We start from the raw sequence: 18,516 nt of genomic DNA, 5'->3' as shown, positions 1-18,516 counted from the left end.
CAGGGGGCGCGGCCATGCATGTTGTCGTAACCGGGGGATCGAGCGGCATAGGCCTTGAAGTCGCGAAAATCTACGCGTGCCGCGGTGCCTCGGTTTCGCTGATTGCCCGCAACGTCGACAGGCTGCAAGCTGCTCGCAATGAGATTGAGCGGACCGTCGAGGGCGGGGGAAAGATTTTTGTCATCGGGGCGGATGCCGCCTCAGGCGTTGAGCTTTCGGCCGCAATCCAAGCCTGTGAAGCAACCTTTGGGCCATGCGATATTCTCGTCGCCTCGGCGGGCATCGTCGAGCCGGGCTGGTTCCACGAACAGGCAGTCGACATATTCCAGGTGCAATGGCAGACCAACGTGACGGGTGTCGTGAACGCCGTGCGAGCAGTTTATGCGGGTATGAGGCGCCGCGGGCAGGGGCGTATCATGATCGTCTCGTCGGCTGCGGCTTTTATCGGCATCCCGGCATATACTGCCTACTGCGCCTCGAAATCCGCACTTGTCGGTTTTGCCGATGCTTTGCGGCTCGAAGCGGTGGGCACCGATATCTCGGTCGGGATCTGCTTTCCCCCGGATACCGATACGCCGCAACTGTCCCGGGAAATCGAAAGTCGGCCACGCGAGGCCGCCTTGCTGATGGGAACGATCAAGCCAAGCTCGGCCGCAGATATAGGCCGAAAACTCGTCGTCGGTGTCGACCGGCGACGTGGCCGGGTTTATTTCACGTCGTCGGTTGCGGCTCTGGCCATGCTTGGTCCAGTAGCCAGACCCATTATCGCGTGGTGGTACAAGCACCGTATCAGCCATTGAAAGGCAAAAAGGTCTGGCTGATCTTTCAATCAGAGAACATCGCCATTTAGTGGCGTCTAAGCTGCACTTTTTGCCGGGACTTTGGTTTCGAATATCGAGCTCAAAGTATCAAGAACGCGGGCAACATTCGCATCCGTGCACGAATAATAAATCGTCTGCGAATCGCGACGGGTGCGCACAACCTTCATGTCGCGCATCTTTTTCAGATGCTGCGACAGAGCTGATTGGCTGAGATCGGTTTCCGCAGCAAGCGAGCCTACGTCCCATTCACGTTGCGATATCAGCTGCAAAACCTGCAGACGAGATTCGTTGGACAGGAGCCCCAGCAACGCAGCGGCTCGACTTGCATCAAATGATACGCCAGATTCCATTGTCACCCCTTGGTTCCAAGTAAAACATATCAAAAAATCGCTTCTCCGGTTGTTTAGAGAAGCTGATCCCCCGATCATTTTTGACGTGCGAGAAATAATGTAAGTTAGAAAAATATACAATTAGTAATGTTGCATCTGCGAAGCCAACACGGTCGGTAAAAAAGAAAATTTCTATTCCTGTGTTGAAGCTGCAACGTTCGGTTGGCTCTCCATACTGTTCTGGGTCGAGGAGGAGATCTTGGTGCAATCAGTGATTGTTATTGCGTTGCATGGCCAAGAGTTGGCTCTACTTGTATCTCGAAGCCCCTGAGCTATGCAGCGCCAAACGGGAGTACCAAATGCATCGGCGGCTGAGGCTTGCCATCGGACGTCACTGGTCATGCCTCAGGCCAGATGTGGCGCGTCATGCAGTTTTTACAGAACAAACGTGACATGCCGAACACCTCTGAGATGACCGTTCAATACATCCTGGACCTGCCCAAGGTCTGACCTCAACAGGTCCAGGATGGGAAGCCTGCTCGTGGAGTAGCAGGCTTACGGTTAGGCAGAAGCGCGAAATGATCAAAGAGCGACAATCAATCGCTCTGTCTGCGCTGACGCTACCCCGCGCAATGCCGTCACCTCTAATTCGAATCTGAGGTAGTCGAGGCCAAGCGGCGCGCATGTGACCGTACTCACCGGATCGACGCCACGAAATCGCTCTCCAACAACGGCCATCGCAGCTGGAACATCATTCGGATTCGGTATCGTCACTCGAGATCGGATAACATCCAGGAGTGAAGAGCCGACCAATCTTAGTGCCGCTTCCACATTGTCGAACGCAAGGTTCGCCTGCTCATGCGCGGTATCAGGCATAATTTTCGTTTTTAAATTCCGTCCGGCTGTGTTGGACGTAAGTATCCAATCGTCGACCACGATCAAACGCGAGAAGCTTTCCTTGTCTTCAAAAGGATTGCCCGTCTTTACTTTGATAATTTTTGCCACCTCGAAAACCTCCGTATTTGCTGGAATTTGGCTGTGCTGTCGTCGTTCCTGCAGCCGACTGGAAAACGATGACAAGGCATGGGTTACCGCCCGACACCATCCAATCTTGCAACCGGCAGGATGTCGCCGGTCTCAAGCGATGACTTGTTTGTGCTGCCTCGCGTGAGGCGTTTTTCCAGCGCCCTCACCAAAAGTGATGCTGGAAACGCGATGCCGAAGTAAAACACGCCAACCAGGACAAAGACGTGCATGGGGAGAAACGTTTCCGCCATGATTGCGCGGGCGGCCAGCATGAGCTCTGGAACCGCAATCAACGCACAGATCGCGCTGTCTTTTAACAGGGAGATGAAACCGACAAGCAGAGGCGGCAGAACAATTTTGATGGCTTGCGGAAACAAAATCAGGCTGAATGTCTGAAACGGACTAAGCCCAACGGCCTGCGCGGCCTCCCTCTGGCCCGGCGACACGGATCTTAAGCCTGCCCGGAAAACCTCTGCTAGGAATGCACCATGCACTGCACCCAAGCCGATTACTCCGGCAGTAAGTGCGGATATGATCACACCGTATCCCGGCAATGCAAAATAAAGCAGGTAAAGAACCACGAGTATTGGGACGCCGCGTAGCGTGAGGATATAGATCTGGGCTGTCAGACGAATAGCAACCGACGAGCGCGTTCTCATAAATTCCAGCGCTAGTCCGATTGCAAATGCCACAACAAAGGACAGAGCCGTAACATAAATCGTAATCCAGGCAGCGTGACTTAACCGAGGCCACCAGTCGGACCAGTTCTCGGCAATGGTCTGATAAAAGGAAAACATCAGTATGCCGCCTTTCTCTCTAACGCATAGAACAACGCGGTGAGCAGAAAAGTCAGTGCGAGATAGATCATCGCCGCAGTGCCGTAGACCAGCCCCGTTTGGAACGAGACATTGACGATCTGCCGGGCGTTAAACATTATTTCCGGTGCCGAAATCGCGGCAACCAGTGAAGTGTCCTTGACCAGGCCTACGGCGTAATTCCCTGAGGGTGGAAGGATGATCCGCAAAGCTTGAGGAAAAATCACAAGTCGAAAGGTAAGCAATGGCGGCAGCCCTGTCGCCAACGCGGCTTCGGTCTGCCCAATCGGGACGGCTTGAAAGCCGGCGCGAAACACATCAGCCATCACCGCGCCGCCAATTAAGCCAAGAGCCAGAATGGCTGCCGCAAGCGAAGGCAGAGTCACTCCGAAATATGCAAGGCCGAAATAGACAATAAGAAGATGGGTCAGCGTCGGGATATTGCGGAATATCTCCACATAGGTCGAGATGGCAAGATCCAGCATCCGGCTTGGATAGAGAAAACGTAACGACGCCAGAAGGCCGCCCCAGACCACAGCGATAAACAAAGCTCCTATCGACACTTCCACAGTGACAACCACTCCGGCAAGCAAGGCCTGCGCGATGGGTCCAATGGTTTCATAATTCATTGGACTGCCTCCTGGGTTGATACCGTAGACAGAAATTTCCGCAGCCTTGGTTCCTTCGCATTAGCCAGAACCTCGCGCGCGGGCCCCTCTTCGACAATCACCCCTGCGTCCATGAATATGACCCTGTCGGCCATCCGGCGAGCAAACGCGATCTCATGGGTAACCAGGACCATTGAGCGGCCCTCGTCGGCAAGCTCCTGAATGACGTTAAGCACCTCTCCGACCAGTTCGGGATCAAGCGCTGAGGTGGGCTCATCAAACAATAGTACTTTAGGCTTTTGTGCCAGGGCACGCGCTATCGCAACACGTTGCTGTTGGCCTCCTGAGAGGCGGCCGGGATATTCATCAAGCTTATGGCCAAGATGAACTTTTTTGAGCATCGCTTCTGCCAGATGATTGGCGTCGGACGATGACATGCGCTGGACCTTGCGAGGCTGGAGAGCCACGTTCTCACGTGCCGTCAGATGCGGCCAGAGATGGAAGAGCTGGAACACCATGCCAATCTCGGCTCGCTGCGGCGCCAATTCACGCGCCGTCATTTTTCGCCTGGTTGCGCTGCGATGATCTTTGCCATTGGGATGCAAGCCTATGAGCTCGCCTTCAAGCGTAATCGTACCGCTTGTTGGTGGGTCCAAAAAGTTGATCGCGCGCAAGCAAGTAGACTTACCTGAGCCACTAGGCCCTAGGATGGCAAGCCGTTCGCCACGGTGAAGGTCGAAAGACACATCCCGCAACACGTCCAGAATGCCATAAGATTTCTTCAGATTTCTGACCGTTAAGATCGGCGCCGTATTCATTGGAAACTCTCCTCTCGTCGTCGGAGTGGCGACCGTCGATTGGCGTTGATCAATCGACAGTCGCCGCGTGCCACTTACGTCTTGCAGGCGGGAGGCTCCCAACCGTCCGGGCGATCTACCCCCACGCGGAAGTTCACCTTTGACGGGGTGAACTGGGCCTCGCGGGAAAAGCCATATTTCTTGCCAATTGCTTTCACTTCACAGCTGTCCCAGAGCTTGCGGATCTCCCTGCTGAGTGCGTCGGCGAGCGGCTTGTTGTCTTTGCTGAGGCCAAAAATGTACTGACGCCCAACACTTGTCAGAAGTGGAAAATCCGGATTGTTGTCAGCAAAAGCGAGGTTGATCAGCCCCCAGCTGGGGTTTTGCGCAATGGCATAGTCAATCACCGGAGGGTCGCCAATGATTGCCTCGACGCGGCCATTGATGAGGTCTCTCAACGCGGCATCCGAAGTGTCATAAAGCGTCAGCTCTATGCCGGGGATTTTTCGCAGTTCCGGAAGAAACGAGAAACCCGTCATCGATCCGACTTTTCGGTTCTCAAGATCTTTGAGCTTGGTCCAGTGTGTCGAGGATTTTTGCGTGACGCCGTTCTGAAAATAGCCGGTTGGATCGGTAAGCGACAATGCCTTGGCTCGCTCGGGTGTCCAGGCAACGGTGCCACCGATCAGGTCGACGCGTCCCGCCTGGACGGCGGCAATCGCACCACTCCATTCCGTCGGCATGGGATTGATTTTAAGCCCGAGATTTTCTGCAGCTTTTTGGAGGATTTCGCCATCATAGCCAACCAGTCTGCCATTTTGGGCGATGAGCCCGGGCATGTCGCCAGTGATCGCGACGGTTAAGACATTGGGTTCAACGGTTTTGTAGTCTGAAGCTTGTGCCCCTGTGACATGAGGCGCCAGCATTATTGCCCCTGCGAGAGCATAAAGCACGTTTCGTGTTCGCATCAGGCATGTTAGTTTCATGATTGTCTCCAGTTCTTGTTCCCGTTCATTTTTCAAGGCGTGTTTTGCCTCATCCACGCATCCGCATGCGTGATTCTGTCGTCGCCAGCCGTGAGGCCGCGATTGTTCGAATGAATCGACTACTGGGTGGACGTCCTCTGAAGTATCGACGTCCAACGCCAGAGTTTCTGTCTAAACCGCCGCCGCCGGCAGGGTTTCATTCCAGCTTCGATCGGCCCAGGCCAGCGACTAGATGCGTTCAAGAATGTCGAGGTGGCGCAAGTGCCTGCCTCTGTCCGGTCCCGACATCCGCCGGTTATGCGTTTTTGTCTTCATCGCAGCTCGCCCATCATCACGACCGATCACGGCTGCATCTGCCTGCGGCCCAAAGAGATCGGGCAGCATCGCGTGTTCGCAAGCACCAGCCAGAGTAAGTCCCTGTCGGATCCTGGAGCTGTTTCATATCTCTACCCCGATCGGTTGCCCGTTCGGCTCGGGCGAAAAGGCCGGCGTATCGGCACGTTTCGTTTCAGGCCAATAAAAGCGTTGATAGCGGTCCGGCGCTGGTGGACCCGAACAAAGATAGAAGTCACGTTCGCCGCAATCGAAGACAATCGAAAAGGCTGTCATCGTTGGCTCTAAGCCAGATGAGGTTTTTGCAACCGAGTGAGGTGCGTTTTCGCGATTGGACAGAATGCGTTTAAGGTCATCCACGCTCTGAGCATCAGCCCCGGCGCATTGAAGGCTCGCCAGCCGCATTCGGCTCGAAGGGTAGGTTAAATTGAGACGCTGTTCATCTTCAACGGCCTGTGTTTGCGATGTCAGTGCGTGGTTTGTGTGAAAGTATCGGCCAGCATTGGGAAGTCGGCAAACGCCAGCACTTGGAGACACTTCTACAGCTGCAATGGAGCCAGAACGATCGCCGAGCAGGTAGGATCTGCCCGCCATAATCGGTCGATCCTCAAGGTGTGTGAGCGCCGATTGGATGTCGGGTTCGCCGAGCATAAGTCGTCGAGCAACTTGACTTGGAATGCCGCGCTCGACGCAATCCAGCATTGTGTCCATCGACAACAGAGCGAGCCCGGAACTGTTTTGTCCGACCCAACCGAGTGTCCCAACCGTCGCGATCACGGCGAGCGACCATCCAGCCTCTTCAACATGCAAAAAGAGCGCAAGATCATCGATCAAGTCTGGGTGGCAGTCCCAGTTTTGGCCAAGGATGGCTCCGTCGCGTGTTGCAAGGGCCAGTCCACTACAGCCGGTACGTGTTTCTTTTTCAAAAAACTCGAAACCGATATGACAATAGAGCTCAAGCGGATCGGAATTCGAACCGGCAGCAATGCCACAGATTTCCTCGGCGATTGTGGGGGCATTCGTTTGCAACCCGGCCCAGGATTCTGACGCAAGCACACGAGCCTGGTCATAACCTGCGGGCGAATGGCTTTGTCTCATTTGGCCAATCAACCGGGCAATTCGTTCGGAGAACGCTTTGCCGTGCTGGTGGCCTCGCTGAAACGCCGAGCCAGAAAGCATCACAATGGGAAGATTGTAGCCGACATAGGATAACAATGAGGACATGGCTAACATCCTGTCCTGGTCGCGGTTGATGATCGATTGAACCGTGTGAACGCTAACGCGCCAATTTCTGTGGGCGTCTCGCCATCAAGCGCGAGTTCGGCCATGACCGCTCCTGCGGCTGGACCGAGTTGGAAACCGTGCCCGGTAAAGCCAAAAGCGTGAAACAACCCTTCTGTCGACGGACTTGGCCCCATCACTGGAATGCCGTCAGGCATCGTGCCTTCAATACCTGTCCAGGTTCTCACCAGCAGGGCATCAGCCAGTCGAGGGATTATTGACACGGCAAGTCGAGCGCCAGCGGCAGTAACATCCGCAAGAGGTCTGGCGAAAACCCGATCCCGGTCTGCGAGCCCGTACCCGGCACCGAAAATGACACTTCCCTGGGGGACTTGGCGAATGTAGACATCTCCACCGCAGACGCCGAGCGCTGGTCCGATAAACTGTGGTAGCGGCTCGGTGACGCACATATTCGGCGCCATCACCCCTTCTTGGACGATATCACCAAACCAGGCCGCAATCCGCGCGCCCCAGGCGCCCGCCATATTAAGGAGCCGCCGAGCGCGAATGTTTTGACCACTGGCAAGTTCAAGCCGAAAGTCCCCATCATCACGCCGGCCATGGACCACTTCCGTATTTTCAAGCACCGTCGCGCCGAGCGCTCGGGCTGCACGCGAAAAAGCTGGCGCGACAATGCGCGGATTTGCTTGGCCATCCCCCGGGCAGAATGAGCCACCTTGAGCAGCCTGGCCAAGATAGGGATACCGTGCCCGCAGAGATTTCGTGTCGAGGAGTTCCAGCTCTAGATCGAATGTTCGTGCTGTTTCTCGATAGGCTTCAAGGTCTGCCATTTCGTCTGGCGAGCGAGCGAGCTTCAGGTGGCCGGTCGTTCGAAACTCACCATCGGTTCCGATCAGCCTGGCCAGATCTTTCCAAAGGGCGTGCGATCGCTGTGCGATGCCCAATTCGGCCGGATGGCGCCCCTGTCTGCGTACGCCGCCAAAATTAACGCCGCTCGCTTGGGCGCCACAGCGACCGCGTTCCAGAAGGGCGACAGATGCGCCCCGCTTGCTCAGATGAAATGCCGCTGAACAACCTGCAAGGCCTCCGCCGATGATCGCCACGTCAAACCTGTTCATCGCAGCCTCCCAGAAACGCCCGTAACGGAACAGGTTTAACTGGGGCCTGGCAGCGATAGCGCCCGGTCGATGACATATCTGTCGCCGCTCCAGCAAGGACGGCGGTCGCAGCCGCAACACACACTCGTCCCTGACACCGTCCCATGCCAAGGCGGGTAAAAGCCTTGATGCGGTTAAGATCGATTTCTTCGGTATCGCGTGCCATCTGCCGTATGTTTGCGGCCCTTAACCCCTCGCATCGGCAGATGATAACATCGTCCGGAACATTTCGCGCCAGGCGTTCGGGGAACGCAAATGCGACATGGTCGAGTGCGTGCCTGAAGGGGCGCATCGCATTCAGCCGGGCGCTGAGCGTGTCTATCTCCGCCGCTAGCTCGGTCTCACCAAGATCAAACCGTAAAACCAGCGCCGCGCGTCGCCCAGTCAACTCCGCCGCATCAGCTCCAAGAATGCCCGCACCGTCACCCGCCAGATAAACACCGCAGGTCGATGCTCGGCCATTATCGTCACTGACCGGAAGCCATTGCCGATGATTGTGCTCAAATGCAAACTCAAGCTCCAGGAGATCTGCGATCTGAGTTTCCGATCGCAGACCGTAACCAAATCCAACACCACTACAGTCGAAATGGCGAAGCTTCCCTCCGGCTGTACGAATAGTAATGCCAGCCACTGCCTGATCCGTGCCGGCCACGATTTCCACCGGTGTAATGCCTCTAAGAACCGGAATACGCCGAGCACGCAACCAGGCCAGGAAGAACAGACCTTTTGCAAACGTGCGACCGCCAGTCAGCAGCTGTGGGAGCGCAACGACGCTCTGCCTAAACGCCGACACATCAAGTACCGCTTTGACGGTTATCCCGGCCTTGGCATATTGATAGGCGACGAGATACAAGAGTGGTCCCGTGCCGAAAAATACGACCGATTGTCCGATACCAACCGCTTGTGCTTTGAGCGCAATCTGGGCAGCCCCCAGAGTGTAGGCGCCTGGCAACGTCCAGCCGGAAACCGGAATAATCCTATCCATCGCACCGGTCGCCAGGATGAGATGCGACCATGCAATTCGCTGGTTTTGGCCATTATAAAGCAGATCTAAAGTCCTGCCTTCGGCATTCCAGATCAGCGTCTCTGGATAATAGTCTATGAAGTCAGCGATCGCGTCGAAACCTTGATGTAGTCGCTGCGCACGCGCCGCTTCAAAGCCATAGAGTGCTCTGGGGGATCGCTCGGCCGCCGGTGATGGACGACGATACACTTGTCCGCCGCTGCGCTGAGCTTCATCAATAACGACCGGGCGATGGCCGGCTTCCACCAGTGAAAGCGCTGCCTTCATCCCTGCCGGTCCGGCGCCAATTATCACGATACGCGCTTCAACCATCTGTTTTTCCGCCATGCTGAGTGACGATCTCTTGACCGTCTGCAACGAGTGTCGAGCATGCCCGGATGCGTTCGCCATTTGATTTGCGCACCCAGCAGTCCTGGCAGGCGCCCATGAGGCAGAAGCCAGAGCGCAGATCAGAGGAAAACTCGAATTCTCGCAGATCGCGGCGAAACGTGAGGACGGCCGTTAGCACGGTATCCCCTTCAAAAACGGAGATCGGCTTGCCGTCCACACGGCAGGTAATTTCGCGTCGTTCAGAGACTGGAATGCGGTGGAACTGCCCGGCGGAAGTCATGATTTCTGTTCCCGGTTCGAATTTAACATCGCGCATTTCCTGATTGGGGTTTTAGCGTACCCATATTATGGGTGTCAATATGGAATAATTGCCATCATTTGAAGATTGCTGTAGGACTGCGCCCAGCCTTTTTTGTCAATTTCCAAGCGAGCAGCGCATGACCAAGATTTTCGAACTGGCGGAATTCGTCTCCAATTCAGACCACCCAGCGCCCAATGCCAGGCGCGCCGCGGCCCGTGCGGTTTACGATCTCATCGGGGTCGCAGCCGCAGGCTCGCGCACGTCGGGTGGTATCGCGGCAAGAAGAGCGGCAAGAAACATCTGGAGCAATGGGGCCGTCAGGGTTTGGTTTGCAACCGATGAGACGACCGCAGCCGGGGCCGCATTCGTCAACTCTGTCTACGCATCGATGCTGGATCTTGATGACGGACACCGTCTCGCGGCTGGGCATCCCGGAGCCGCGATCGTGCCTGCCGTACTGGCAGTTGCGCAGACGGTCGATGTAACGACCCAACAGATCCTCGACGCAATAGTGTTCGGCTATGAAATTGGGACCCGTGTTTCAGCGTCGCGGGACTTCCGTACCTTGCGGACCACTGACACCGGTCAATGGTGCGGTTACGGTGTCGCTGCCGCGCTGGGCAGGCTTGGCGGGCTGGAGCCGCAGGTCATCGCACATGCCATGGCAATCGCCGGGCATACCGCGTGCGGTCAATTCGCCACCGGCTGGACAAAGGTCGGTCACATGGCGAAAGAGGGGATTGCATGGGCAACCGCTGGCGCGATCACAGCCGTTCACCTTGCCCAGGAGGGGTTCACGGGACCGATCGACCTTCTCGACGATCCGGATCGATACGACCAGGCGAAGTTAATCGGGGGCTTGGGAAAGGAATGGGCGATCGAGGCAAGCTATCTCAAGATATACAGTTCTTGCCGCTGGGCCCATGGCCCGGTCGACGCAGTCCTTTCGCTGCAGGAACAACACGGTATCACAACGGAAAACATCCAAGCGATCGAGATCGCGACTTTCGGTCGAGCCTTGACGCTGATCAACGCGACCGCGCCAGATAAACTGGAGGCGGCCCAGTACAGCATTCCTTTCAGCGTTGCATTGGCGGCCGTTCGGGGGGCAGATGCCCTGTTGCTACCGGATGTCCGTTATCTGAAAGATCGAGAAGTCCTTGCACTTGCGGCCAAGGTAACTCTAGCCTGTGATCCCGAACTCGACTCGTGTTTTCCGGCTGCCACTCCCTGCCGGATCACCCTGCGCCATAAAGGTGGCGTGGCTCGTATGGAACTGCTCGCGCCGCGTGGCGAGCCAAGTAATCCTCTTAAGGCAAAGGATGTAAGCGATAAGTTTATGAAGCTGGCGGTGCCGACGCTTGGAACAAAGCATGCCGCCCGTCTGGAACAGAGTTTGTCGAAGCTTGAATATACAAGCTCGATGGCTTCTACTCTTGAGCTTTTGTCCCCATCGGAAAATGACACCGGCGAGGCTTCGAGACTTTTCTCCGAATTGGCAACCGGATAATGACAGCAAGAAATAGGAAACGAGGCGACATATGAAGACACCGGCGGATGCATCCGAAACCGTTACAGGGACCCAGCTTCTTGATCGGGCAGTCGCCGTACTTCGGTTTCTCGGCGCTGCTGGGCAGCAAGGAGCGACGATCACAGAGATAACCGAAGCATTACACTTCAAACAGTCTACGGCGCATCGGATCACCACCGCGTTGGAACGTCACGCGTTGATTGACCGTGAACAATCGACAAAGCGCTATCGACTGGGCTTGGCTCTGTTCGCGATGGGTGCAGCTGCCGCCGATGGTACCGGTTTGAGGCAGCTTGCACGCCCGGCTGTCCTGCGCCTGTCGGCCGAAACCGGTGATACGACATTTCTTATGGCACGAGCAGGCTTCAATGCCGTTTGCGTCGACCGTCAGGACGGTGGCTACATCATCGATACGCTAACGGGTCATGTCGGCGGGCAAATACCCATGGGGGTCGGGCCTGCCAGCCAGGCAATCCTTGCGTTCTTGCCTACTACCGAAGCGGAAGTAATCCTCGATACCAATTATCCGCTATTCCAGCGGTATCCGAACCTAACCCGCAAAACCATCACAGATTCAATGCACAGCATCCGTGAACGTGGTTACGCTGTCGATGAAGGGTCGCTTGTTGAAGGCATTTCCGCGGTCGCCGTCCCGATTTTGCCGCGCGGCCGTGACGCAATCGCAGCTATTGCGCTCAATATGACCAGCGCAAGATTGTCTCAGGAACGGTTGCCTGGCCTGGTTGCGATGCTGCGTCGCGAAGCCAAAAGTCTGGAAGACTCGCTTAATCCGCTCGAAGGCGCTTTTGCGACAAGAGGCATGGGCCACTAGAAGCTTCGATCAGTAGCCAGTCGAAGAGATCACAACGTAAGTTCAGTTTCGAGGTAAACGCCCCACCAAGATGAGATCGAACGGGAAATCATCGTGGCGCAGGTGCTTGCAAGTTCTAGCGCGTGCGCAAATGAAGCTGAACTTCGGTGTTCTTGGGCACATTACGAGCGCGAACAGCGTCCAACATCACCAGCATGATAAGCAATGGCCAGCACAACGCGAGCAGCATGCCTTCAGCCCGGTGGATGATCGAGCTTGTTTTTAACTGCCGTCCTTCGACGAAAGTTGCAATAACGGCAAAGCTTGCGATCGCGGAATATGCAAATGCTATAAAATACAGAGCCAAGATGATCGCCCTTTGGTACGTGATCAGGGTATCAAATCGGTACAACTGAATTAGAAAACTTTAAGTAAATTTTCGGTCTAAATCGCAACAAGTATTTTATCGACCGAATAACTCAACATGGCTGGCGCGATGGCGCCAGTCCTGTTCTACGATCGCCCACTTAAAGTCGGCAGGCTTGAAACCGGGCGCAGGTCCAAAGGCTCACGCGTGCAAATTCTCACGAACTGCGTATTGCGAGGGTAGGGCGACTGGTAGTCAATCTTGAGCAATTCACAATCATCACCAGAAACCAGTCGAGCCTGCTGTGAACTGAAATGGGACCGTTCCGCGGTGGGGCGTTCAGGATATCTGACGACATCTGCAGCGTTTGCCTGCGCGTAAAACACTGAAACGGTCGCCAATGCGATAAAAACAGTTTTTGTCATCTGTACATCACCCTTACTCAGATCATGACCATAATACTGGGGCGGGGAAAAATAAAGTCGAGGGGAGGCTGGAATAATGAACGAATCCGGAATGCAAAATGTCTCCGCAGGATCAAATCGCACGATAAATCCGCGCCCATGAAGACAGTCGTCTGGTCACTGCGGGCGGGCTAGGCGGCGCGGATGCGGTCGTCTCCCAGCCGTCTATAATACTCGCCAAATTTCGCTGCGAGCTCGGCGGCTCTGTCTTCACATTCATCCAGATGCATCAGCTCGCAATCATATCCCAGTTCCTCTTTCAGGATGCCAGCCGATTCAGGCGTATAACGCACAGAACCATCCGCTCCGACATCTGCGATCCCGTCGAGCACCTGACAGCGGCGGTTTATGTCAACGGCGCCCGCAAGCGTCATTCCTTCCGGCAGGGCTATGGACAAACTGCCCTGCGTGACCTGAACAGGATAGCCGCCGACAAGCCCCAATGGTCCCGGAGCATGGACTATCTCTGTCCCGTCGTCGATGAGGGCGCGAATAACACGCGTGGCCGACGTGGCAGTCACGGATTGGCCTGCCAAACCTCTCACGCGCTTGAATGGCCCGGTCAAGGTCGAAAAGATTGCTTCGTCGCGCTCGGTATCGGTCGGCTGCAGTTCTCCGTAAAGATAGATCGCAAGATGATATGGAATATCTTTTGCGGTGCCGGAGCTCGGCATCCGGTAACTGAAGTAATGCTGTCCGAACACCCGGATCTGCACGGCTGACGGATCCTGTTCAAGAATATGCGCCGCGGCATATCGCAGAACCGGGACAGTGTTGGCGATATTTCCGATACCGATTGAAGGGGCCAGTCCTTCAGCGGCAAGTGCCGCATTGACGACATCCGGATACGAGGCATTGACGACATGTGCAGTCACTCCAGACAGTTTAACCGCTTTCATCAGCCTACGGGTCAGGACGAGATGCATAGGTGTCCACACCCCTCCGCGGGCTGCATCTATTCTTTGGTAGGCACCAGCCGGCAGCTGTGTGATGACCCACCAGGAATGAAGCGTTGTGGCGTTGAAGATTAGATCCGGCGCCAGTGTCTCGATTGCCGACGCTGTTTCCTCGATGTTCATCACATCAATCTCCACAAACGACAGTTTTGGCATGTGACCGAGATTGGTTGCCGCAAACTTCGCTAGATTGATGCGAAGCCACGTTTTTTCGGCATTTCTCCCGCCGACAGTGATGTCATAGGGCTGTCCGGACTGGGCTAGAAAGTCGAGTACGGCTCCCCCAAGGATACCGGATCCCAAAATCAGAATTTTCTTCAAATGGCTGTGTTTTGACATGCCCGCTACCTCCGTCAAGGACCGGCTTATTCATAAATGCAACCATAGGGAGATTAATTATAGAGGGCAACTATATATGGTACATATATCAGAAGACCGGTTATCCTTAATTCGTCAGCCACCGCGATATCGAGTTTTGGAGACAATCATGAGGAAAAATGCCTTTTCTAGCCTTATCCTGTTAGGCGGTCTGCGGGAGGTAATCGCCGACTATGACGGGGCCATTGTTGACCTCTGGGGTGTTGTACATGACGGAGTGACTGCCTCTTCCAAGGCAATCACTGCCTTGCGTCATCTGCGTGACCTTGGAAAAACCGTGTGTCTTTTATCCAATGCTCCCCGTCGCAGTGACGTTGTCATCCAGTCCCTTGCCGAAATGGGGGTGGACCGGGATTTATACCGCAGTCTGGTGACCTCCGGTGATACTGCAATATTGGCCCTGTCCGGACCGCCTCTCTCCGAGATATTGGGGAGGCATTTTTTCCACATCGGCCCCGACTTTCTGCAGCCGCTCGTGGCGCAGACGAACCTGGTGTTATCCAAGACGTTGAGCGGCAGCGACTTCATCCTTTGTACAGGGACGGATCGTGCCGAAAGCATCGACGACCTCGTGCCCTTGCTCGCCGAAGCGAGGTCCCGCGACCTGGCTATGGTTTGCGTCAACCCAGACCTGACTGTTCACATCGGTGACAGGGAAGTGCTCTGCGCGGGTGCCGTCGCTGCTTGTTACCAAGGCATGGGGGGACTGGTTCATTACTTTGGTAAGCCGTATCCGGATGTCTACGAACTCGCGTTCAAGGCTATGGACTTAGATGCACGGCGGGTCATCGCAATCGGTGACGCTTTTCGCACCGATATCAAAGGTGCCGCAAGCCAAGACGTTGATTCGATACTTATCACAAGCGGTATCCATCGGGCTGATATTGGGCCTGACGGAAACGGTCGGCCAGATATGGCTGCGGTTGCGCAACTGGCGGCCAGGCATGCTGCCGTCCCCACGTTCGTCATGGACCGTTTCCAATGGTGACTTCAATCGCCATCGATTGAAGAATGCGATGGGCTATCGGGACAGGTCGCCAGAAAATCTCGCTTTGGCTGATTGTGTACGGCATTGAGCCGGCGAAACCGGTTCAATCGGTCGGTAATTTGCCTCGCTTCATCGATCATCACCGATGTAATGATCTCGAGACCATCCTTGGTGAGGCGCTCACTTGGGACGACAATAGCGAGTGCACCGACCGCGAACCCCTTTCGGTTAAGGATTGGTGTCGCAATTTCAGTTTCGCCCTCGGCCGTAGCAATGCGATCAAGAACGAATAAATCCTTTTGCCCATCAGCCATTTGCCGGCGGATAACGTCTTCCCCTGGGAAACCGGCGATACCAAAAAGATGCGAATTGGCTTTGAGTGCGGCTTCAGCCTGCTCAGTCGGCAGAAAGGCGAGCAATGCTTGGCCTGTCGCGTCCATTCCCAGTGGTCGAATGCCGCCACGCAGGGGCCATTGCGGTAATACACTTTCTTTTCCGGTCTGGCGCTCGACGCAAACGGCGTTGAGGCCGAGAGCGATCGCGATAAACGAGGTTTCACCTGTAACTGCCGACAGACGCGCCAAAGCGGGGCGCGAGGCTTCTTGTAAATCGGTGACGTCAACAGCGTCTGCAGCAAGGGCGACGATCGTCGCCCCGATCCTGTAACGCTTGTTCCTGCTATCGCGGTCAACAAGCCCATGTGCTTCCAGGGACGAAAGAATTCGATGCGCTGTTGATTGTTTCAGCTCGAGTGCCTCGATCAGGGTGGCGAGCGAGGCACCGTCTGGGCCGGCATCCCGCACGGCTTGCAAAATAGCGACCGCTCTATCCAAAAGCTGGGCGCCGGCTACCTCCCGCGGAATACTATTCATTCCATGACACTCTTCTGGTGCAACTTTGGTGATAATAAACTGACGTGAAGTCCTCTCGATGCACCTTATAGTCGCAAATCGCCGATCGCAATATGACATTAAGTCATTTATGGTGCGCCGCCTGTCTGATCGAGAATGCTGGCCGAACGTCGAAGCGACGATAGCGCTGCAGACTGAGCCGTGAGGTCCGTGCCGTATCAAGCCTGCGCTCAGCGCGGCCCTTGAAAATCCAGAGAAACGGATAGTTCGCTGTGATCCGTCGCCCTCTGGCACTTTGGTCAAATTTCAAACGCCACTTGGCCATGCAAATGCTCGCCCGTGCCATCAACCCGAAAACCTGGAGGCGGAGTTCTCAGCAATTTTGCGTTCATTTCGAAAATAGAGTAACATTATGATATCAAACATATATTTCCGATATTTGTTGACCTCTGATCACGTCAGGCGCAACGTCGGGGTCGGGATGGACATCACTTTGAAATTTCGTCGTGATCGATGAATTCGAATTGGGTGTGCTGGAATGGCAAGGGGAAGCCTATCATGTCCCATGGACCGGTATTGGAAGTGTATCTGGACCACCTGGTCGACAATTTTAACTTCGTGAAAAATATGGCGGGAGCCGGCGTGCGTACCGGCGCTGTGGTGAAAAGCGACGCCTATGGTCTTGGTCTGACGTCAGTCGCCCATGCCTTGTACAAGTCCGGATGCGAGCTGTTTTTTGTTGCGAGCCTGGATGAGGCGCTGAAGCTGAGACAGTCTGGAATACTCGCGTCGATTGTGGTGTTTGACGCGGATATTAAAAGGGCAAGCGGGGAGTTCCAGCGCCAGAAACTCGTGGCAGTCGTCAACGACAGAGACGATCTCAAAAGCATTGCAAGCGCGGCGGGCTCGATGCCTTACTACCTCAACATCGAGACGGGTTTTTCACGATTCGGCTTGGACGTCGAAAGCGTGACTTCGATTGAACGCGATGGAGGCTTTCGGCACGCTTGGCCAGTCTGCCTGTTCACTCATCTGGCATGCAGCGATAACCCTCAAGATGGCACAAATGCCCTGCAGCGCGAGAAGCTTCTGACAGCCTCCCGCGCGTTCCCCCGTGTCCCCCTCAGCTTGACTGCGTCTGCAGGTCTTTGGCTTGATCCATCGTATCATATGGACATCGCGCGGATTGGGTCAGCCCTTTACGGCCTGAACAATGCACGGATTTATCCAAATCCGTTAACGCCGGTGGTCAAACTGAAGGCGCCAGTGATCGATGTCCACCACGTCCCGGTCCAACAATCCGTAGGCTACGGTGGGACGTTTCGGACGCGTCGCTCGAGCACGCTCGGCGTTTTGCCAATTGGTTACAAACATGGACTTCCCTGGGCCTGTGCCAACAGGATCAGCGTGAGGCTGGGATCGTTCATTGTTCCCGTGGTGGGCCGCATCGCAATGGAATACACCACAATTGATCTGACTGATGTTCCCGACGCGGCAAAAGGCCGGGGGAGGATCGTCGAGTTTCTTTTTGACGAGTTTGGCGTTGACGAACTTGCCTCGGCCGCAGGCGCCAATGGCCAGGAGATCCTCACCCGATTAGGGGCAGGTTGCCCGCGCAATCATATAGCAACGGCTCTGCGCTCGACCGGATAATAATCCCAACGACTGAGGCTTGCTCCAATACGCTGGTCCGGGTGTCCAATTAAAATGCGTCATCTCCCCGGTTTGTGACACTTATGCCTTCACCAACAGGACAACATTATGTGGCTCAAAGCATCGGCCCATGATCGCGGGATAATTTTCGTGTTGCTGGCAAGCATCTGCTGGAGTTCTGGTGGCTTTTTCTTTCGGGCAATGGCCGTCGATACCTGGATCATATCATTCTATAGAAGGTTATTTGCCGCCGGCTTCCCCGGAAAAGTTGATCCCTTGTCGCGCTAGGACCAGCCCGTTCCGCTAATATCTTCGCCTGAAAACATAATCGCAGGCAGATTTTGCTGCAAAAATCACCAATCCAGGTATCGGTCATCCTGGTCTTCATCCGGCGACGGTAGCAAAAGCGATAGGGGAAAGAGCAGCCCGACGAGAAGCATCAGCACGACCAAGTAAACCACCACAGCGACTGACGAAATCATGGTGACCAATATTCGGCGCGGGACTTGCTGTCGCGGCGATCGCTCAACTTGTAGCAGTGCCATTGATATCTCCTCAATTTATTAGGATAATATCATGTACCTGTTAGGCGAGACTTAGACCCACCGCTAAAAGTTTAATCATCTCAAGGTGATCGTTATAAAACCGCTGTATTTCCAGAACATCCCAAACTGGGTTGGTTCTGGTATCGTGCGAGGAATGGCCTAGCGGACCGGCAGGATCGAAGCTGGCGATAAGAAAATCATAT

At 55.2% G+C, this 18,516-nt stretch carries 19 protein-coding genes; 5 read left to right on the top strand and 14 right to left on the bottom strand.

Translation table 11 applies throughout. The features are described 5' to 3' along the window. Positions 1-14: 14 nt before the first annotated feature. Positions 15-800 carry an SDR family NAD(P)-dependent oxidoreductase gene (locus tag FHP24_RS03650; RefSeq protein ID WP_139672993.1) on the top strand — a complete coding sequence of 262 codons (786 nt, stop codon included), beginning with the start codon at positions 15-17 and terminating at the stop codon, positions 798-800. A gap of 56 nt (positions 801-856) precedes the next feature. Here the strand turns inward: FHP24_RS03650 and FHP24_RS03645 are convergent, their stop codons facing one another. From FHP24_RS03645 to FHP24_RS03600, 10 genes are all read right to left on the bottom strand, one after another. Then, positions 857-1,171, bottom strand: coding sequence for an ArsR/SmtB family transcription factor (locus FHP24_RS03645; RefSeq protein WP_139672990.1), 315 nt, complete (start codon positions 1,169-1,171; stop codon positions 857-859). Between the two features lie 561 nt (positions 1,172-1,732). Beyond that, positions 1,733-2,155: a Rid family hydrolase gene (locus FHP24_RS03640; RefSeq protein WP_139672988.1), complete on the bottom strand. Its 423-nt coding sequence runs from the start codon at positions 2,153-2,155 to the stop codon at positions 1,733-1,735. An 83-nt stretch (positions 2,156-2,238) separates the two neighbouring features. Next, on the bottom strand, positions 2,239-2,973 hold the full coding sequence (locus FHP24_RS03635) for an amino acid ABC transporter permease (RefSeq protein WP_139672984.1): 735 nt from the start codon (positions 2,971-2,973) through the stop codon (positions 2,239-2,241). Further along, positions 2,973-3,620, bottom strand: a complete 648-nt coding sequence (locus FHP24_RS03630; RefSeq protein WP_139672981.1) for an amino acid ABC transporter permease — start codon at positions 3,618-3,620, stop codon at positions 2,973-2,975. The genes FHP24_RS03635 and FHP24_RS03630 overlap by 1 nt, the downstream gene beginning before the upstream one ends. Beyond that, positions 3,617-4,417 carry an amino acid ABC transporter ATP-binding protein gene (locus FHP24_RS03625; protein WP_139672978.1) on the bottom strand — a complete coding sequence of 267 codons (801 nt, stop codon included), beginning with the start codon at positions 4,415-4,417 and terminating at the stop codon, positions 3,617-3,619. The genes FHP24_RS03630 and FHP24_RS03625 overlap by 4 nt, the downstream gene beginning before the upstream one ends. A 74-nt stretch (positions 4,418-4,491) precedes the next feature. After that, positions 4,492-5,322: a substrate-binding periplasmic protein gene (locus FHP24_RS03620; protein WP_394344607.1), complete on the bottom strand. Its 831-nt coding sequence runs from the start codon at positions 5,320-5,322 to the stop codon at positions 4,492-4,494. Positions 5,323-5,820: 498 nt separating this feature from the next. Continuing rightward, positions 5,821-6,939: a C45 family autoproteolytic acyltransferase/hydolase gene (locus tag FHP24_RS03615; RefSeq protein ID WP_180355877.1), complete on the bottom strand. Its 1,119-nt coding sequence runs from the start codon at positions 6,937-6,939 to the stop codon at positions 5,821-5,823. 2 nt (positions 6,940-6,941) lie between these two features. Next, positions 6,942-8,075, bottom strand: a complete 1,134-nt coding sequence (locus FHP24_RS03610; protein ID WP_139672972.1) for an NAD(P)/FAD-dependent oxidoreductase — start codon at positions 8,073-8,075, stop codon at positions 6,942-6,944. After that, positions 8,062-9,465 carry an FAD/NAD(P)-dependent oxidoreductase gene (locus FHP24_RS03605; RefSeq protein ID WP_246091589.1) on the bottom strand — a complete coding sequence of 468 codons (1,404 nt, stop codon included), beginning with the start codon at positions 9,463-9,465 and terminating at the stop codon, positions 8,062-8,064. Before FHP24_RS03605 ends, FHP24_RS03610 begins: the two co-directional genes overlap by 14 nt. After that, positions 9,443-9,784 (bottom strand): (2Fe-2S)-binding protein, encoded by a 342-nt coding sequence (locus tag FHP24_RS03600; RefSeq protein WP_246091588.1) that lies wholly within the window; start codon positions 9,782-9,784, stop codon positions 9,443-9,445. The genes FHP24_RS03605 and FHP24_RS03600 overlap by 23 nt, the downstream gene beginning before the upstream one ends. 121 nt (positions 9,785-9,905) lie before the next feature. Here FHP24_RS03600 and FHP24_RS03595 point away from each other — a divergent pair, with 121 nt between their 5' ends. Beyond that, the gene (locus FHP24_RS03595) at positions 9,906-11,279 is read left to right on the top strand and encodes an MmgE/PrpD family protein (RefSeq protein ID WP_139672965.1); all 1,374 of its coding nucleotides are present in this window, start codon (positions 9,906-9,908) and stop codon (positions 11,277-11,279) included. Between the two features lie 31 nt (positions 11,280-11,310). After that, complete coding sequence (locus FHP24_RS03590) at positions 11,311-12,132, top strand: IclR family transcriptional regulator (RefSeq protein WP_139672962.1); 822 nt, start codon at positions 11,311-11,313, stop codon at positions 12,130-12,132. 115 nt (positions 12,133-12,247) lie between these two features. Here FHP24_RS03590 and FHP24_RS03585 read toward each other — a convergent pair whose 3' ends face one another. The 3 genes from FHP24_RS03585 to FHP24_RS03575 all read right to left on the bottom strand — a co-directional run bounded on the left by FHP24_RS03585 (position 12,248) and on the right by FHP24_RS03575 (position 14,237). Beyond that, on the bottom strand, positions 12,248-12,478 hold the full coding sequence (locus tag FHP24_RS03585) for a hypothetical protein (RefSeq protein WP_139672959.1): 231 nt from the start codon (positions 12,476-12,478) through the stop codon (positions 12,248-12,250). A gap of 146 nt (positions 12,479-12,624) precedes the next feature. Next, positions 12,625-12,903 (bottom strand): hypothetical protein, encoded by a 279-nt coding sequence (locus FHP24_RS03580; RefSeq protein WP_139672956.1) that lies wholly within the window; start codon positions 12,901-12,903, stop codon positions 12,625-12,627. 170 nt (positions 12,904-13,073) lie between these two features. After that, positions 13,074-14,237: a hypothetical protein gene (locus FHP24_RS03575; protein WP_139672953.1), complete on the bottom strand. Its 1,164-nt coding sequence runs from the start codon at positions 14,235-14,237 to the stop codon at positions 13,074-13,076. Positions 14,238-14,385: 148 nt separating this feature from the next. On the opposite strand from FHP24_RS03575, the gene FHP24_RS03570 reads away from it, so the two are divergent. Next, on the top strand, positions 14,386-15,264 hold the full coding sequence (locus FHP24_RS03570; protein ID WP_180355876.1) for a TIGR01459 family HAD-type hydrolase: 879 nt from the start codon (positions 14,386-14,388) through the stop codon (positions 15,262-15,264). A gap of 2 nt (positions 15,265-15,266) precedes the next feature. On the opposite strand, the gene FHP24_RS03565 is transcribed toward FHP24_RS03570, so the two are convergent. Next, positions 15,267-16,136, bottom strand: coding sequence for an IclR family transcriptional regulator (locus FHP24_RS03565; RefSeq protein WP_180355875.1), 870 nt, complete (start codon positions 16,134-16,136; stop codon positions 15,267-15,269). A gap of 537 nt (positions 16,137-16,673) precedes the next feature. Here FHP24_RS03565 and alr point away from each other — a divergent pair. Continuing rightward, complete coding sequence (gene alr / locus FHP24_RS03560; protein ID WP_180355874.1) at positions 16,674-17,768, top strand: alanine racemase; 1,095 nt, start codon at positions 16,674-16,676, stop codon at positions 17,766-17,768. Positions 17,769-18,516: the final 748 nt, after the last annotated feature.

This window comes from Aliirhizobium smilacinae (assembly GCF_006335145.1).
GTDB classification, from domain to species: domain Bacteria; phylum Pseudomonadota; class Alphaproteobacteria; order Rhizobiales; family Rhizobiaceae; genus Neorhizobium; species Neorhizobium smilacinae.
Note: the sequence above shows the minus strand (reverse complement) of the source record. Positions and strands in the feature narration are given on the sequence as shown.

Bases quoted from the DNA above. Each gene is read 5' to 3' on its own strand.
- FHP24_RS03580 (WP_139672956.1), bottom strand. From the start codon at position 12,903: ATGACAAAAACTGTTTTTATCGCATTGGCGACCGTTTCAGTGTTTTAC.
- FHP24_RS03595 (WP_139672965.1), top strand. From the start codon at position 9,906: ATGACCAAGATTTTCGAACTGGCGGAATTCGTCTCCAATTCAGACCAC.
- FHP24_RS03630 (WP_139672981.1), bottom strand. From the start codon at position 3,620: ATGAATTATGAAACCATTGGACCCATCGCGCAGGCCTTGCTTGCCGGA.
- FHP24_RS03635 (WP_139672984.1), bottom strand. From the start codon at position 2,973: ATGTTTTCCTTTTATCAGACCATTGCCGAGAACTGGTCCGACTGGTGG.
- FHP24_RS03600 (WP_246091588.1), bottom strand. From the start codon at position 9,784: ATGCGCGATGTTAAATTCGAACCGGGAACAGAAATCATGACTTCCGCC.
- FHP24_RS03620 (WP_394344607.1), bottom strand. From the start codon at position 5,322: ATGCTGGCGCCTCATGTCACAGGGGCACAAGCTTCAGACTACAAAACC.
- FHP24_RS03650 (WP_139672993.1), top strand. From the start codon at position 15: ATGCATGTTGTCGTAACCGGGGGATCGAGCGGCATAGGCCTTGAAGTC.
- FHP24_RS03615 (WP_180355877.1), bottom strand. From the start codon at position 6,939: ATGTCCTCATTGTTATCCTATGTCGGCTACAATCTTCCCATTGTGATG.
- FHP24_RS03570 (WP_180355876.1), top strand. From the start codon at position 14,386: ATGAGGAAAAATGCCTTTTCTAGCCTTATCCTGTTAGGCGGTCTGCGG.
- FHP24_RS03610 (WP_139672972.1), bottom strand. From the start codon at position 8,075: ATGAACAGGTTTGACGTGGCGATCATCGGCGGAGGCCTTGCAGGTTGT.
- FHP24_RS03645 (WP_139672990.1), bottom strand. From the start codon at position 1,171: ATGGAATCTGGCGTATCATTTGATGCAAGTCGAGCCGCTGCGTTGCTG.
- FHP24_RS03575 (WP_139672953.1), bottom strand. From the start codon at position 14,237: ATGTCAAAACACAGCCATTTGAAGAAAATTCTGATTTTGGGATCCGGT.
- alr (WP_180355874.1), top strand. From the start codon at position 16,674: ATGTCCCATGGACCGGTATTGGAAGTGTATCTGGACCACCTGGTCGAC.
- FHP24_RS03590 (WP_139672962.1), top strand. From the start codon at position 11,311: ATGAAGACACCGGCGGATGCATCCGAAACCGTTACAGGGACCCAGCTT.
- FHP24_RS03565 (WP_180355875.1), bottom strand. From the start codon at position 16,136: ATGAATAGTATTCCGCGGGAGGTAGCCGGCGCCCAGCTTTTGGATAGA.
- FHP24_RS03605 (WP_246091589.1), bottom strand. From the start codon at position 9,465: ATGGCGGAAAAACAGATGGTTGAAGCGCGTATCGTGATAATTGGCGCC.
- FHP24_RS03625 (WP_139672978.1), bottom strand. From the start codon at position 4,417: ATGAATACGGCGCCGATCTTAACGGTCAGAAATCTGAAGAAATCTTAT.